This window comes from Novibacillus thermophilus (genome assembly GCF_002005165.1).
In the GTDB taxonomy this organism is placed as follows: domain Bacteria; phylum Bacillota; class Bacilli; order Thermoactinomycetales; family Novibacillaceae; genus Novibacillus; species Novibacillus thermophilus.
The window spans coordinates 509,873-523,984 of the sequence record NZ_CP019699.1 but is presented as its reverse complement, the minus strand read 5'-3'; the positions used below and the strand labels follow the sequence as shown (position 1 = coordinate 523,984).

General features: G+C 47.6%; 13 protein-coding genes and 1 pseudogene. 6 read left to right on the top strand and 8 right to left on the bottom strand.

Annotated elements, in window-relative coordinates; genetic code table 11:
• Nucleotides 1-32: 32 nt before the first annotated feature.
• A complete protein-coding gene (locus tag B0W44_RS02675) occupies nucleotides 33-1,079 on the top strand; it encodes an FUSC family protein (RefSeq protein ID WP_077718655.1) in 1,047 nt (348 codons plus the stop codon).
• 10 nt (nucleotides 1,080-1,089) lie between these two features.
• On the opposite strand, the gene B0W44_RS02670 is transcribed toward B0W44_RS02675, so the two are convergent.
• The 3 genes and pseudogenes from B0W44_RS02670 to B0W44_RS02660 all read right to left on the bottom strand — a co-directional run.
• Nucleotides 1,090-2,109 (bottom strand): anti sigma factor C-terminal domain-containing protein, encoded by a 1,020-nt coding sequence (locus tag B0W44_RS02670; RefSeq protein WP_077718654.1) that lies wholly within the window; start codon nucleotides 2,107-2,109, stop codon nucleotides 1,090-1,092.
• A gap of 81 nt (nucleotides 2,110-2,190) precedes the next feature.
• Nucleotides 2,191-3,945 (bottom strand): ABC transporter ATP-binding protein, encoded by a 1,755-nt coding sequence (locus B0W44_RS02665; RefSeq protein WP_077718653.1) that lies wholly within the window; start codon nucleotides 3,943-3,945, stop codon nucleotides 2,191-2,193.
• A gap of 85 nt (nucleotides 3,946-4,030) precedes the next feature.
• Nucleotides 4,031-5,252: pseudogene (locus B0W44_RS02660) on the bottom strand (ISNCY family transposase); the annotation flags it as partial.
• Between the two features lie 225 nt (nucleotides 5,253-5,477).
• Between B0W44_RS02660 and B0W44_RS02655 the strand changes: the two are divergent.
• From B0W44_RS02655 to B0W44_RS02635, 5 genes are all read left to right on the top strand, one after another.
• The gene (locus tag B0W44_RS02655; RefSeq protein WP_077718652.1) at nucleotides 5,478-5,669 is read left to right on the top strand and encodes a hypothetical protein; all 192 of its coding nucleotides are present in this window, start codon (nucleotides 5,478-5,480) and stop codon (nucleotides 5,667-5,669) included.
• A gap of 213 nt (nucleotides 5,670-5,882) precedes the next feature.
• On the top strand, nucleotides 5,883-7,205 hold the full coding sequence (locus B0W44_RS02650; protein ID WP_169835389.1) for a hypothetical protein: 1,323 nt from the start codon (nucleotides 5,883-5,885) through the stop codon (nucleotides 7,203-7,205).
• Nucleotides 7,206-7,325: 120 nt separating this feature from the next.
• The gene (locus tag B0W44_RS02645; protein WP_077718650.1) at nucleotides 7,326-8,030 is read left to right on the top strand and encodes an ABC transporter ATP-binding protein; all 705 of its coding nucleotides are present in this window, start codon (nucleotides 7,326-7,328) and stop codon (nucleotides 8,028-8,030) included.
• Nucleotides 8,017-8,532, top strand: coding sequence for a stage II sporulation protein M (locus tag B0W44_RS02640; RefSeq protein ID WP_169835388.1), 516 nt, complete (start codon nucleotides 8,017-8,019; stop codon nucleotides 8,530-8,532). Before B0W44_RS02645 ends, B0W44_RS02640 begins: the two co-directional genes overlap by 14 nt.
• 11 nt (nucleotides 8,533-8,543) lie before the next feature.
• Nucleotides 8,544-9,089 (top strand): hypothetical protein, encoded by a 546-nt coding sequence (locus B0W44_RS02635; RefSeq protein ID WP_077718648.1) that lies wholly within the window; start codon nucleotides 8,544-8,546, stop codon nucleotides 9,087-9,089.
• Nucleotides 9,090-9,549: 460 nt separating this feature from the next.
• Here B0W44_RS02635 and B0W44_RS02630 read toward each other — a convergent pair whose 3' ends face one another.
• Genes B0W44_RS02630 through B0W44_RS02610 form a run of 5 tightly spaced genes read right to left on the bottom strand, consistent with a single transcriptional unit; the run spans nucleotide 9,550 to nucleotide 14,110 of the window.
• Nucleotides 9,550-10,188 carry a bifunctional 4-hydroxy-2-oxoglutarate aldolase/2-dehydro-3-deoxy-phosphogluconate aldolase gene (locus B0W44_RS02630; protein WP_077718647.1) on the bottom strand — a complete coding sequence of 213 codons (639 nt, stop codon included), beginning with the start codon at nucleotides 10,186-10,188 and terminating at the stop codon, nucleotides 9,550-9,552.
• Nucleotides 10,189-10,200: 12 nt separating this feature from the next.
• A complete protein-coding gene (locus B0W44_RS02625) occupies nucleotides 10,201-11,079 on the bottom strand; it encodes an SMP-30/gluconolactonase/LRE family protein (RefSeq protein WP_179947365.1) in 879 nt (292 codons plus the stop codon).
• A 47-nt stretch (nucleotides 11,080-11,126) separates the two neighbouring features.
• Nucleotides 11,127-12,113, bottom strand: coding sequence for a sugar kinase (locus tag B0W44_RS02620; RefSeq protein ID WP_228441422.1), 987 nt, complete (start codon nucleotides 12,111-12,113; stop codon nucleotides 11,127-11,129).
• Nucleotides 12,114-12,150: 37 nt separating this feature from the next.
• On the bottom strand, nucleotides 12,151-13,299 hold the full coding sequence (gene dgoD, locus B0W44_RS02615; RefSeq protein ID WP_077718645.1) for a galactonate dehydratase: 1,149 nt from the start codon (nucleotides 13,297-13,299) through the stop codon (nucleotides 12,151-12,153).
• Between the two features lie 16 nt (nucleotides 13,300-13,315).
• The gene (locus B0W44_RS02610) at nucleotides 13,316-14,110 is read right to left on the bottom strand and encodes an SDR family NAD(P)-dependent oxidoreductase (protein ID WP_228441416.1); all 795 of its coding nucleotides are present in this window, start codon (nucleotides 14,108-14,110) and stop codon (nucleotides 13,316-13,318) included.
• Nucleotides 14,111-14,112: the final 2 nt, after the last annotated feature.

Sequence of the window (14,112 nt, the reverse complement as noted above, 5' to 3'; positions counted from 1 at the left end):
CACAAAGTCGTCATTGACGATATGGCAAAAAGGTGTTGAACGTGAAAATTGGCGCACGCATTCTGAAAACGGGAGTCGCCGTCGGTTTAGCTCTCTACATCAGCCGGTTTCTCGGACTGGAACCGATTATTTTTGCCGGGATCGCCGCGACCGTCACAGTCCAGCCGTCGCTTTACCGCTCCTGGCAGAACAGTTTGCAACAAATACAGGCAAACGTCGTCGGAGCCATCGTCGGTGTTGTTTTGGCTGTTTTGCTCGGGACTGAGCCATACGTTATCGCCCTCGGCGTCATCGTCGCCACCAGCCTCAACATACAGTTAAAATTCAACAAAAGTATTCCCCTGGCGATGGTCACCGTGTTGGCGATTATGAGCAGTCCGTCTGACAATTTTTGGGAAATTGCCACTGACCGCTTTTTACTCATATTTATCGGAGTGGCTTCCTCCATTTTAATCAACATTTTCATACCGCCTCACTATGAAAAAAGGCTGCGAAAACAGCTATTCGACATCCAAGACAACATTGCCCTGAACTTGCGGTTTATGGTGGAAACCGACCGCGAAATACACCATGTGCGCGCCGATTTAGAGCAACTTGCAAAACGCGTGTCCGAGTTGAAAGAACTGTACACCTTGCACCGGGAAGAAAACCGGTACAAATATCACAAAGTGTTCCCCCGCACCCGAAAGTTAGTCGTGTTTCGGAGTATGGTCCACACGTGCGAAGAAGGTCTCGATTTACTGCGTCTGTTGGAAAAACACCACGACGTGTTGCAGGCAGATGAAACGGCACGTCAGCTCGTCGGCACCGAGTTGGAAAAACTGGCCTCTTTTCAAGAAAGGGTCTTTTTGAAATATGCAGGAAAATTGACACCGCACTTAGCGAATCACGAAGATGCGGCGTACGACGAACCCATTCTCCCCGTTGAAAAAGGGATTGCCGCATTTAAAGACAACGAAACACTGTTCGTCCACGTACTGCCAGTCTTGTTTAAAATTCACGACTACAGGGAACAAGTGGAAGAATTAAACCGTACTGTGGAACAGTACTATAAGTTTCACAACCAAACGGCAACATAACTGCAATCGGTCAGTATACCCAGTCAATGCGGATAATGAACGCTTGCTGCAACTCCAACACTTCTCTCAAACGCATTAACTCGTCAGGCGTCCCCCGCACGAGAGCACCGTACGCCCGAAAGCCGTGCTCGACCATGTACGCATGGCGCTTTTGCCAGGTGGAATGTTCCTCTGCGATGACAGGATGGCGGGCGACGGACTGAAGTCGCGCCAGCAGTGTATCCCTACTTTCCTCGAGCGTCAAATCCCCTTGCGGCGTCCGCAGCACGAGAGCGAGGGGTGGAAACATTCGCCTCTCGTCCAGCGTTTCTCCTCCGTACGTGTAAATGTGGGACAACTGGAAGCTGTACCGTTCAAACATGTCCGCCATGGCGAGCGGTGTAAGAAAATGGCGGGTGGAAACAGCCATGTCGACTTGAACCGACTGGGGCAGTTGCTCCAGTGCCGCCCACGTCGACTCCGTCTCACGCTCCCCAGCTTCTCCAGGCAAACGTAAGACGAACGCCGGTTCCGTTTGATCTAGCCGAACGTCCACCAGACGCTGCCACGCCCGATGTGTGACGACCACTGTGCCGCGACGGTTTGACCCGGTATCGGTCTGTTCCAAAAGCGGATAGTGTACTTCGCGCCTGTAGTACGGCAGCCAACTGGTCCAGTCAATTTCCCGTTCTCCCAAGGCTCCGTGGGGATAGCGCAATATCGCCCAGTCCCGCACACGCTTTTCCACTGCCTCCTCTGTACCTCGATCAACCGCGAAGCAAATGAGGGATACGACAACATACGTAAGGACAAAGAGAACAACTCCCCACGTTACCCAACCCTGTCCGGTTCCAGAAGCATGCGGTTTCATCGTGTGAGGAGTCGTTCCCGCTGACAACACCGGTTTCACTTTTTCCTGTTCGGCCCGCCGCAAACAGTCGTCGCACTGGCGCAAATGCGCCACCACCTGCCGGCTAAGGCGCCAACTCAACGTCCGCTCACGAAAACGTGGGAGGTGCGCCCGACAATCGGCACACGTGAATCTGGACATCACCCCGCACCCCCTTTGGTGCCTTCCAATCGTTTAATTTATTTATATGGGGGGTCGCCCACACGTTATGTGTCGGGTCACCTACACCTTAACTGCCTCCAGATTTTGCACATTGAACAAACGGGCGTAATGTCCGTCGAGCCGCATCAGTTCCTCGTGTGTTCCCAACTCTTGAATTTCACCGTCTTCAATCAGGCAAATTTTGTCCGCGTGCGTTATCGTAGACAAGCGGTGGGCGACAATCAACGTCGTCCGGTCCTTCGCCAGTCTCTCCAGTGACTGCTGAATCAAGTGTTCCGATTCCATATCGAGGGCCGACGTCGCTTCATCCAAAATGAGAATGCGCGGATCCTTCAAAAATACACGGGCAATGGCCAGACGCTGCTTCTGTCCACCGGACAGTTTCACCCCGCGTTCGCCGATTTCCGTGTCGTAGCCATGGGGCAACTGCATCACAAAATCGTGTGCGTTGGCCGCTTTCGCCGCTTCCACGATCTCCTCCATGTCCGCTTCCGGATTTCCCATTAAAATGTTTTCCTTCACTGTACCGCTGAACAGAATATTGTCCTGCAACACAATCCCGATTTTATCCCGCAAGCTGGACAACGTCATCTCGCGAATGTCCACATTGTCGATCAAGACCCGCCCTTCCGTCACGTCGTAAAAGCGCGGCACCAAACTGACGAGGGACGATTTTCCCCCACCGCTCATGCCGACAAATGCCACCGTTTCCCCAGGGAGGATGGTGAGGTTAATGTTTCGCAACACTTGCTCCCCGTCTACTTCATAGCGAAACCCGACGTTGTCAAACCGGATCTCGCCGCGGACAAATGGCACCTCTTGCGCATCCTCCCGGTCCGTAATATCGTAAGGTTCTGTGAAAAATTCGTGTACCCGGTCCATCGACGCGATCGCCTGCGTCAGCGTCGTCGACGAGTTGACCAACCGGCGCAACGGGCCGTAAATGCGCTCCAAATACCCGTAAAAGGCGACCATTGTCCCCACTGTGATCGTCCCCTGAATGACTCCGTAGCCCGAGTACGCAATCATGAACAGCGGCGCGATGTCGGTCAACGTGTTCACCACAGCAAACGTGTGGGCGTTCCACCGCGTGTGGACCAAGGCTTTATGCAAAAAGTGGCCATTCCGCTCTTTAAAGCGCTCTTGCTCGTAGTCTTCCAAGTTAAACGAACGCACGACGGACATGCCCTGTACCCGTTCGTGCAAATGCCCTTGCAAGGCGGCCAACGCTTTCGAACGGTCCCGCGTATACATGCGCAAGCGCTGGTAAAAAAACTTAACGGCAAAACCGTACAGCGGAAAGATAGCAATCGATACAAGGGTCAACTTGACGTCAATGTACATCATCACGCCTACCGCGATCAGCAACGTGACGAGGTCGAGCCAAATGTTCATCATTCCAGTGACGACGAAATCTTTCGTCTGTTCGACGTCGTTTATGACCCGGGAAATAATTTCGCCGACTTTGTGATTGTTGTAGTAGCGTAACGACAGTTTCTGAATGTGGGCAAACAGCCGGTCCCGTATATCGTACAACACCTTGCTGGCAATCCACTGGGCAAAGTATTGCCGGTAGTACTCAATCGGTCCCCTCAAAATGCCAATTACAACAAAAGCCCCTGCCATGACCCATGCGAGACGTTCCAACTTTACCGCATTCGGCAGATCTTCCAGCAAGATATCATCAACGACGTATTTGAGTAACAGAGGTATGAGTAAAGGGATCCCGAATTTCAAGATCCCTATGAATAGCGTAAGCACAATCTGCTTCGTATACGGGCGCACAAAACGCATGTACGCCTTTATACTGTCCATGGGCAATCCTCTCCTGCACAATGTCTACCCTATAGACATTGTAGCAGATGTATGCAAAAAAATGTGCGGTTTGCCGAAGGCGATGATGATTGAGTGCGGGCTTGTGAGGTTGTTTCTCCGAGCTCGCCTTTTGTTTTGGCAGCGACTGGCGTTTTGGTGGTACGGTTTCCTTTAGGGGGTAATCCACCCCTTTGTGCCGGACAAATAGTCTTCCGTCTAATGTTTCTCGCACTTCGACACGCGTTTTAATCGGAATCATTTGTTGGTCACTTGCCCGGTCGATCTTGTATGTTTTTCCTTCGAAAGCAATCGTTTCTCCAGCGGAGAGTGTCCGTTGATCACGGTAGCAAAGAATCAAATCTAAAGACTGCCCTGGTTCTAAGGGGACAAAGGCACTTTCCGTATCACGTGGCGCAACAGCAAACTGTGGATTATGGGCTTCGATGAACTCCTGCAGCACCGTGTTGGCCTCCTCAATGGTGTAAATCCCCCGGAGGCGCAATTCGACAATCCAACGGTCTTGTAGCGTTTGAAACAGCCGTTCAATCCGACCTTTGGCTTGGGGGGTTAAGGCCTTGATGTGGGTTATGCCTAACTCCTCCAAAGCTTGTCCGAATGGCGACAACGGAACGGGTTCTCCCGCCAATTCCTGCTCGATCGTTTGCTTTTCGTGAGGGGAACGGAAAATCATGTGTTGATCCGAATACACACTCATCGGAATACCTTTCTGCTCGATCATCTGTTGTGTGAGCCTGAAATAACCTTCCGTGTCTTCTTGTGGCCGGAAAAGCGCAGCCACAATGTGACCGGTGGCATCATCAATGGCGGCAAGCAGGGACATCGGTTCTGCCCGATCTTCCAGCCAAGGGTGAGGACTGCCGTCCATTTGGACCAACATGCCTGGCTGCGGTTTGCGCTGTCGCGGGCGATGCACTTTCGGCGGGCGCCGTTTGCGTTTCGGTTTGATGCCGGCCTCAGAGCGAATACGACGCACGGTTGACGGACTGACGTGAATCCCTTCATGCCTGGCTAGTCGTTCAGCGAAGTGCACATCATTGCACCCTTGAGACGCATCGCTTTGGTGGAGATCCGGAACCTTTGGCGCGTATCGTCAGAAAGCGCATGTGCCGGTTTGCGACCTCTGTTTTTGTGAATGATTCCAGTTTCCCCTCCTGAAGCCCCCGTTTTTTGAGGCGACAAACCTGGCGGTAACTTAACCCAAGGAGTTCAGTAGCTTCACCTCCTGTGACCAGACCTTTCATCCATCTGTCCATGACGGTGTAATGCTTCAGCTCTTGTTTGCTCATGAATATGTTCTCTCCCATATGTGACATTTTCACTGACGCGTTACAATATGACAATATCACGGACGTTTAACATTATATTGGGAAAATTATTGAAATTATATCTATATTTTACTATAATGTATTTTAGGAATATATAATATATCAAACGGTTCACAAAATATTTAATAGAATAGACGTGTAACCGGATGATATATTTCTAACGCTGTAGGGAAAGGAGGGAGTATCATGGCTCGAATTATGGAGTTGACGGGTCTATCTGCTCAAGCTGCCGGGGTTGTTTTGCTGTTTATTGATGTCGCTTCTACAGTTGGATTATTGATGTCTCTTACGGGTATCGGCCTGACAGCTGCTTCTGCTATAATAGCTTACCGTGCGACAATTCGAAACTTGTCGAAGCAGGCCGCTATTGCTTTGTAATGGGGAGAATTTTTAATTTCAAAGTAACTAAATGGACGGAAGATACGGAAGAATCACAATGCTCTTCCGTATCTTTTATAAATTAATTGGTGGATAAAGGCGGGAAACCCTTTGAACAGGCTGATGCAGTATATTCAACTTGACCGTTTAATGGACCACCGTAAACAGAAAGAATCCCTGCAAATTGTGTTGGCGCCGTTTCTTAATTTGTTCATGGAAAAGGATCGCAAGTGGATTTTCCCGTTGTTATGGCGTTTGTCAAAGTTTACGAACATTTTTACGATTGCTTTGTTTACACTGATCTACATCATGTTATTTTTGGTTTACAGTTACATGGAAGTCATTTTTATAGTTGGTTTTCTAAGCGTCATTCACACCCTGTATATGATGAACCATCGATTCCATCAAGGGAAAATAGAGTATTTGTATTCAGAGCTAAACTTTTTGCTGAGGTTGAAATTTCATGGAAAAAAGAGGTTCGTCGTTGAAAAACTTTCTTATGAAATTGCAAAAGAATGCTTGTGTTTGACTGTTTCGCCCTTGGTGTTGTCGTCAACGTTACTTGCTGTCATTGTACCTTTCAGTTCTGTATGGTGGATATGGTTAAATGTTGTTATTATTGTGTTCATCCATTATTTTCTTGCACTGTTACTGCTGCATTCTCTTTTGTACCATCATCGACGCCAGTGGTTACCGATGACGGTTGGAGTGGTTCCTTCTGTTATTATTTTCTTTATACTGTTGTCGCTATTAGATTATTCCCCTTTTTTCAAATTCAGCCCGCTAGATATTACGGGTTTTGAAACTCAAAAGATTTCTGCCCGTCATTGGTCTATGATGAGTTTGTTGGCATTCCTCTTGGTCTATCTAGCGGTTAGTGTGACTCCCCGACTGATATCCCAAAGCAACATCTGCCCCTTGCACATGGCTGAACATAGTAAAAGTTTGACAAGTGCAGCCAAGTTTCCGTATGAGAAACTGTTAATGAAGTCCCTTCAATATCAAGGTAGACTGATTAAATTTCGATTAGGTAGTTTGGGTTTGACTTTGCTGGTAGCTATACTGTATCCTTGGCTGTCTGAACGCCCGTACATAACCGGATCTGCAATCCTTGTGCTGTTCTGCTATACTCCCTATGGGCTTTATATTTTACTTACGCATTACTTGTACGAAGATTTAATGGAGAAAAAAAACACGTATGCCACTTACTATTTGCAAAAAAAGTATAACTTTTACAAATTCGCTTCTCCCCTAGTTTTCCGTATGACGGTAAAGAAGACAGCCCCGTTTACGGTCTTGCCGACATTCCTCTTAGTTGTCTTGTATCATCCTTTCAATGCGTCTATGTGGCTTGGGATCATTTGTTATTCTATCAGTTACCTGTTGTTGGTGCGTATCATGATTGTGAGAATGTATCAACTGGAAAGGTATTCGATTGAACAGTTTGTCGCACTAACTCCACAAATGGTCACAACCAATTTTATGGACACGGTCATTCTTTTCGGGGTTCCTGTCATTTTGGCTGGGCCCTGTTAGTCCTCTATATCACGCAACAGTGGAATGATCTGCTTTATTTTGGCTTTATCGGACTGACTTTATATATCGGTTTATACCGTTTACTGATTCGATTCAATCTTAAGAGTAGGGAGAGGGATCATGTTAAAGGTCACCCATTTGAATAAAAGTTACGAACAGGGGAAAAAAGTATTCGAGAGTGTTTCGTTTTCGTTACCTGCTGGTTCTTTTGTGTCCCTTACTGGAAAAAACGGAATCGGAAAGACGACACTGCTTAATATCTTGGCCGGTATAACATCTTTTGAGGGTGAGTTTGTTTTTGCCGATATTTGTTTGCAAACATCTTCTGACCAATATGACCAGTGTATGGAAAAATACATCGAAAAGACAGCATACATTCCCAATGATCCGTTTCTTTATCCTTACTTAACATTATCCGAGATGGTGGAATTACTGTTGACCGTTTCCGGAAGGAAACAACCGCCGACCTACCTGCAAAATTTGCTGGAGGAGCTAGCTTTGACAGAGTATGAGCACGTTCTCATTAAGAACATGTCTCTCGGGACACAACAGAAAGTGGCAATAGTCACAGCTTATTTGGATGAACCCCAGTTAATTTTGATGGATGAACCGTTTGTGAATTTTGACCAAAAATCGTTAAAGGTGGTGTTACGTTTTATTCGTGATTATCTCTTACAGAAACAAGCGATTACCATTTTCTCTACTCACTCCCAAGACCATCGAATTCAGCAGGTCATTACCCACAACCTTCATATTAAAGATGCAAGAACGATAACGGTTACCGAAATAAGAAAAGATCGGGATGTTCGGGATGTTTTCGTTTAAAAACATAGGTCGGGTCGTTTTGTTGTTGGCTTGTCTCTTTTTCACGGTGGGGTATTATTCTCCTCTGTATTTGAAAGAAGCTAGTAGTGGATTAGAAATCGATTCTTCACCTGTTTTCATCGAACTGTTTTTTCACAATTTGAAAGTGAATCTATACTGTGTGGTTTTTAGTCCAATAACATTAGGTATTTACGCTCTTATTTATCTCGTATTGAACTTTTTTTCAATGGGTCTAATCGTCTCTCATTTGAGAACGGAGCATACTTGGCTGGATGCGCTAAGCGCATTTGTCATTCATGGAGTTTTCGAAGTGCCGGCGATGTTGCTTTCAGCTGCTGTAGGTTTTTATATCCCCTCCAAAGTCGTTCTGATGATTCTAAAGAAGAAAGTCGTGGTGGAAGAAATCAAAAAGATCGTTTATTTCGTTGCCATTATCATCGTCCTGACATTCATTGCTGCAATAGTCGAGACGTTTGTATCACCACATTTCATCAGAATCTGAAGGTGTGAAATATGAGAATTGACAAAATTCAGGGGCGTTACATCCTCTTGATTCTGCTCGTTTTGATCAGCATCTCCACGTATATCCAAATGGGGATCTATGAAAAATTTTTGCCGCAATTCAGCGATTTTATACAAGAATATTTGATCTCAATTTTGCTTGTTTCCGTTGTTATACAACTGTTTATTTTGTTGATAGTGCTAGGGATTGAAACCTTTTCACTTTTCCTTGCCGTAACTCTTTTTTTGAAAAGAGATAGTTACTTAGGGCAATATGTGAATGTGGTACTGTTGAGTATGGTGCTTGTCTATGTGATAAATATCTTTATTTCCCTCTATTACTTACCTTTGGTAGATGATGTTGAGACGGTGTACCGAATTGTGATCGCTTCGCCAGTCAATTATTTGCTGAAGCCTCTCGTGGTGCTGTTCCTTCTGTACCAACAAGGTCTTATTTCCAAAAGGCCGTTGGAGTGGTTGACTGTGGGCGGGGTTTATCTTGCTGTGACGTATTTACCGGGTGTTTTACTACTATCATTTTTTCGTATTGTTGGGTAAGTTGATTTTTCAAATAAGAGGAGGAAGACGCATATGGACCCGAAAAAGTCGTTTCGGATTAGTATAGTCGTGTTAATTATTTCTATCATTTTGGGAATTGTTGCAGTGGCACGCTATATTAGTTTACAGGGTTAAGTCATACGGTGGATTTAAAGTTGATCAGAATCGGCGGATTCTGTAACGCTAATCCTGTTGTGAATATGTCTCTCCCCCTTTAGATAGATTTGTATCAGATTTATGCTGAACGTACGGTTTGCCGAAGGCGAGCCTTTCACTCGCCCAGACTGCAGATAAACCTCCAACGCACGCCACGGTTGGCATAGACCCGTTCAATCGTTCCTTTCCGCATGGTAGAGATGCTCGATTTTCCCGAGTGTGACGCAGGTGGTCGACTTCGTCCAGGCCATCTTGCCAATGTGCCGGTTCACAATTTCTTTCCCTCATCAACATTGGTATTTCTTTAGCCGAATCTCGTGCGCAGTAAATCGCGAAACGCCTGGGCTCTCTCTTTCACGTCCGCCAGGTCCACCTGCCGTCCGCCGCGCCCGACCAGGGCGCTTCCAAGGCCGACAGCAGCTGCGCCGGCCTCCACATAGGCCAGGGCGTTGTCTAGGTTGACCCCGCCGGTGGGCATGAGCGGAATGTGGCCCAACGGCCCCGACAACTCGCGGAAATACCGCGGCCCTACCACACTGGCCGGAAACACTTTGATCACATCGGCCCCAGCCTCAAACGCCTGCACGATCTCTGTCGGCGTCATACATCCGGGAAAGACCGCCTTCCCGTAACGCTTCGCTGTTTTGATTACGTCCACATTGAGCGACGGGGAAACGAGAAACTCCGCTCCCGCACTGATGGCGGTGCGCGCTGTCTCGCTGTCCAACACCGTCCCCGCTCCTACGGCCACTTCGTCGCCGTACTCGTCTTTAATTTTCTGGATTTTGTCGTACACCCCGGGGGTGTCGACCGTCACCTCCATAATGCGAATGCCGCTCTCTACCAAGGTGCCGACGAGACTGTCCAACCCTTCCCCTGTGATGCCGCGAATGATGGCGACGATGCGCTGTTCGTACAACCGACGGAGCAATCTCTGCTTCACGATGTCAACCTCCTACCCCGCAAAAGGATGTGATGGTAGCCCTCTGACATTCACCTTGATACGAAAAAGTCCACCTGCATGCGGTTCATTTAGCAGGTCATTCTGTCCAAGGCCTAACCGAGCCGTCGTAATATACAACTCGTCTAAATGGTCTCCCCCAAAAGCACATGACGTGACTTGAGACGCCGGGACGGGAATCTCTTCAAGACATTCGCCTGTACTAGGATTCCATCTAGAAACCCGGGACCCTCCCCAATGGGCGACCCAAATCATGCCTTCCTCATCTACTGTCATACCATCAGGATCTCCATCGCCTTCTGGAATAGACACGACCGTCCTCTTATTCGATATCGTTCCTGTATCTAAGTCATAATCAAATGCGGCAACCTGTCGTGTAGGTGTGTCGATGTAGTACATGGTCTTATGATCGGGGCTCCACCCTAGCCCATTAGAAATACTGACGTTCTGCAAGACGGTTCGGACGTCAAGGTTTCGATCCAAACAGTAAAGGGAACCCTCGCCCTTTTTCCCGTCTAGCTCCATCGTCCCTGCCCAGAAACGGCCGGAAGCATCACACTTCCCATCGTTAAAACGGTTGTTTTCTTTTTCTCTTTCGGGATCAGCGATCGGAACCAGTGCTTCCGTTTCCAAATCCAATGAATAAAAACCGTGGTGCATGGCGAGCATCAGGCCTCCAGATTTCCGCGGAACCACGGCCCCTACGTACTGTCCAACCTCGATGGTTCGACTTTGAAGTTGAGTCGGATCGTACATGTGTACTTTTTTCCCAACGATATCGACCCAGTAAAGCACCTTCCGCTCACGATCCCAACAAGGGCCCTCAGCAAGGTCAGCTTTTGCATCGACGATCAATTCCAATTTTTCGTTCAATCCGCCATCCCCTCCTCTTGTTTGTTCTGCCTGAAAATATCGGTACATCAACGTGTCGTCTGACAAGACCCGGCTTGTATTCTTCTCACTTCGTCTAATCTCGGATACCCTTCCCAGTCCCCACGGTATCGAACAGCCAGCGATCCCATTAGGTTAGCGCGTTCCAAAGCAGGTTTCAGGAGATCTTTTAGTCTTGTGACCTCGTCCAGCATGGCATTTTCGTCCAACAAAGTAGACAAAAATCCTGCAGCAAAGGCATCTCCTGCACCGACCGTATCCAATACTCTGTCAGCGGGATAGCTGTCCGCTTTTACCGCAGCATCCTGTATAAACGCTTTTGATCCAGCTGTTCCTAATTTAAGTGCGACGACTTTGGCTCCCATCTCTAAAAAACACGAGCCATAATCATCGATCGATCGTGCACCTAAGAGAAATTCCGCCTCTTCCAATCCAGGTAAGAAAATGTCACACAGCGGTACTAACGAGAGCAACGTTTTTCTTGCAGTTGTTTCGCTCCAAAGTTTACGGCGTATATTGGGATCGAATGATACAATTAATCCCATCTTGCGCGCTAATTTCATAGTCTTCATGACCATGTCTCTCGCATTGGATCCTAATGCAGGCGTAATTCCTGTCACGTGGAGCAATCTCGCACCTTTAAACCAGTTTTCCGAAACATCTTCGACAGATAAGCGACTGGCCGCCGAATTTTGGCGATAGTAATAAACATTTGGATCCCCATAACCCTTGTACTCTTTGAAAAAGACAGATGTCGGTGCCGACCCGTCTCGTATGACAAGCGATGTGTCCACTCCTTCGCCAGCTAATGTGGAAATAATCGCATCTCCGAAGGGATCCTTGCCAACCCGACTGATCCATCTGGTTTTGATGCCCAGCCTCGTGAGGGCAATAGCGACGTTGGACTCTGCACCCGCTATCGTCCGAGTAAACAGCGGAACATATGCAAGAGATCCTTCCTGCATCGGTTGAAATAATACCATACTTTCCCCAACTGTTACGACATCAGCTTTCACTGTTCTCCTCCGCTCATCGTCTATTTTCTTCTGCGTCTTACCACTCCGTGACACTCCCGTCCTCGTTCCGCCATACAGGGTTGCGCCAGTTGTGCCCCTGTAAGGCCATATTCCTTACCTTTTGTTCGTCAATCTCGATGCCGAGACCGGGCTTCGTCAGTCGACTGACGTACCCGTCTTTGTATTCAAACACCTCAGGTTCAGCGAGGTAGTCCAATAAATCTGATTCCTGATTGTAATGGATCCCCAAACTTTGTTCCTGTATAAAAGCATTAGGTGTGCAAAAGTCCAATTGAAGGGAAGCAGCCAGTGCAATGGGGCCGAGAGGACAGTGGGGCGCAACTGCCACATCAAATGATTCAGCCATCGCCGCAATTTTCCGCGTTTCCCAAATACCTCCCGTATGACTGATATCTGGTTGGACGATATCGACACAACCTTGGGTGAGGACTGTCTTAAATCCCCATCTCGTGTACATCCTTTCTCCTGTTGCAATGGGGATGACAGAATGCCTAGATATTTCCAGCAACGCCTCGTTGTTTTCCGGTAATACAGGTTCTTCAATAAATAGAGGCTTGAAAGGTTCCAGTTCTTTGAGCAACAATTTCGCCATCGCTTTATGAACACGGCCGTGAAAATCGATTCCTATTCCTACATCATAGCCGACAGCTTCGCGAACCTTTCCCACACGCTCAACTGCCTTTTGTACTTTTCCGAAAGAATCGATCCATCCCATTTCCTCCGTTGCGTTCATTTTAAGTGCGCGAAAACCTGCGTCCACTTGTTTTTTTGCGCTGTTCACAACATCAGCGGGCCTATCACCACCTATCCACGCGTAAACTTGCATTTTGTCCCGAACGGCTCCACCCATCAACTCGTACACTGGAACCCCTAAGCTTTTTCCTTTAATGTCCCACAAGGCTTGTTCAATTCCGGAGATAGCACTTGTCAAAACAGGACCACCGCGATAAAACCCGCCGCGGTACAACACTTGCCACAAATCTTCAATACATGAAGCATCTTTACCGATGAGATATTCACTCATTTCGTGTACCGCCGTCTCCACCGTGTCGGCTTTTCCTTCGACAATCGGCTCTCCCCAACCCTCAATGCCGTCATCCGTCGTCACCTTTAAAAAAAGCCAGCGCGGCGGAACTTTGAACAGCTCCATCGATTTTATTTTCATTGTTAGTCGCTCCTAGTTAACATATTTTTGATTTGTAGAGCCGTGCAGTTAATCCACCGTCAAGAATCAACGCTTCTCCCGTCATCATGGCCGAATCATCGGATGCCAAATAGACGGCTAACTTTCCAATATCCTCTGGTTTACAGATTCTCGAGGTGGCGTGAAAATGCTTGACTTCTTCTTCAACTTTGTCCGGGTCACCTGTTTCAGAAAGCCAGTTCTGGTAATGTGGCGTATCAGTAAATCCCGGGCAGATGGCATTAACACGTATGCCGTACTTTCCTAAACTCAACGCCATGCTCCGTGTCATTCCGTTAACTCCGGCCTTCGCAGCAGCGTAAATCTCCGTGTCCGGAAGCGTCGCGACGGCATGGTTTGAAGAGATATTGATGATAGACCCTTTTTGTTGTTTCATCATCTCCGGTAGAACATATTTACTACACAAAAAAGTCCCGCGCAAATCAATGTTAATGACGTGTTCCCAATCTTCAACTGTGGCCTCGAGCAACGGTTTAAACAAGGTAATTCCTGCATTGTTGACAAGAACATCAATTTTGCCGTATTTTTCAGTCGTCTGTTCAACCATTTGTTGGACGCTACTTTCAGAAGCAACGTCTGTTTGTACAAAAAATGCCTCTCCCCCTGACTGCCGAATGTTGTGTTCCACTGCTTTTCCTTCTTCAACGGTTCGTGTGGCGATCACGACTTTTGCTCCCTCGCGGGAAAACACTTCAGCAATGCCACGACCAATTCCTCTGCCAGAGCCCGTTACAATGGCAACTTGATGTTTTAGTTTCATGATGTCATCCACTC

Bases quoted from the DNA above. Each gene is read 5' to 3' on its own strand.
- B0W44_RS02670 (WP_077718654.1), bottom strand. From the start codon at position 2,109: ATGTCCAGATTCACGTGTGCCGATTGTCGGGCGCACCTCCCACGTTTT.
- B0W44_RS02665 (WP_077718653.1), bottom strand. From the start codon at position 3,945: ATGGACAGTATAAAGGCGTACATGCGTTTTGTGCGCCCGTATACGAAG.
- B0W44_RS02655 (WP_077718652.1), top strand. From the start codon at position 5,478: ATGGCTCGAATTATGGAGTTGACGGGTCTATCTGCTCAAGCTGCCGGG.
- B0W44_RS02650 (WP_169835389.1), top strand. From the start codon at position 5,883: ATGGAAAAGGATCGCAAGTGGATTTTCCCGTTGTTATGGCGTTTGTCA.
- B0W44_RS02645 (WP_077718650.1), top strand. From the start codon at position 7,326: ATGTTAAAGGTCACCCATTTGAATAAAAGTTACGAACAGGGGAAAAAA.
- B0W44_RS02640 (WP_169835388.1), top strand. From the start codon at position 8,017: ATGTTTTCGTTTAAAAACATAGGTCGGGTCGTTTTGTTGTTGGCTTGT.
- B0W44_RS02635 (WP_077718648.1), top strand. From the start codon at position 8,544: ATGAGAATTGACAAAATTCAGGGGCGTTACATCCTCTTGATTCTGCTC.
- dgoD (WP_077718645.1), bottom strand. From the start codon at position 13,299: ATGAAAATAAAATCGATGGAGCTGTTCAAAGTTCCGCCGCGCTGGCTT.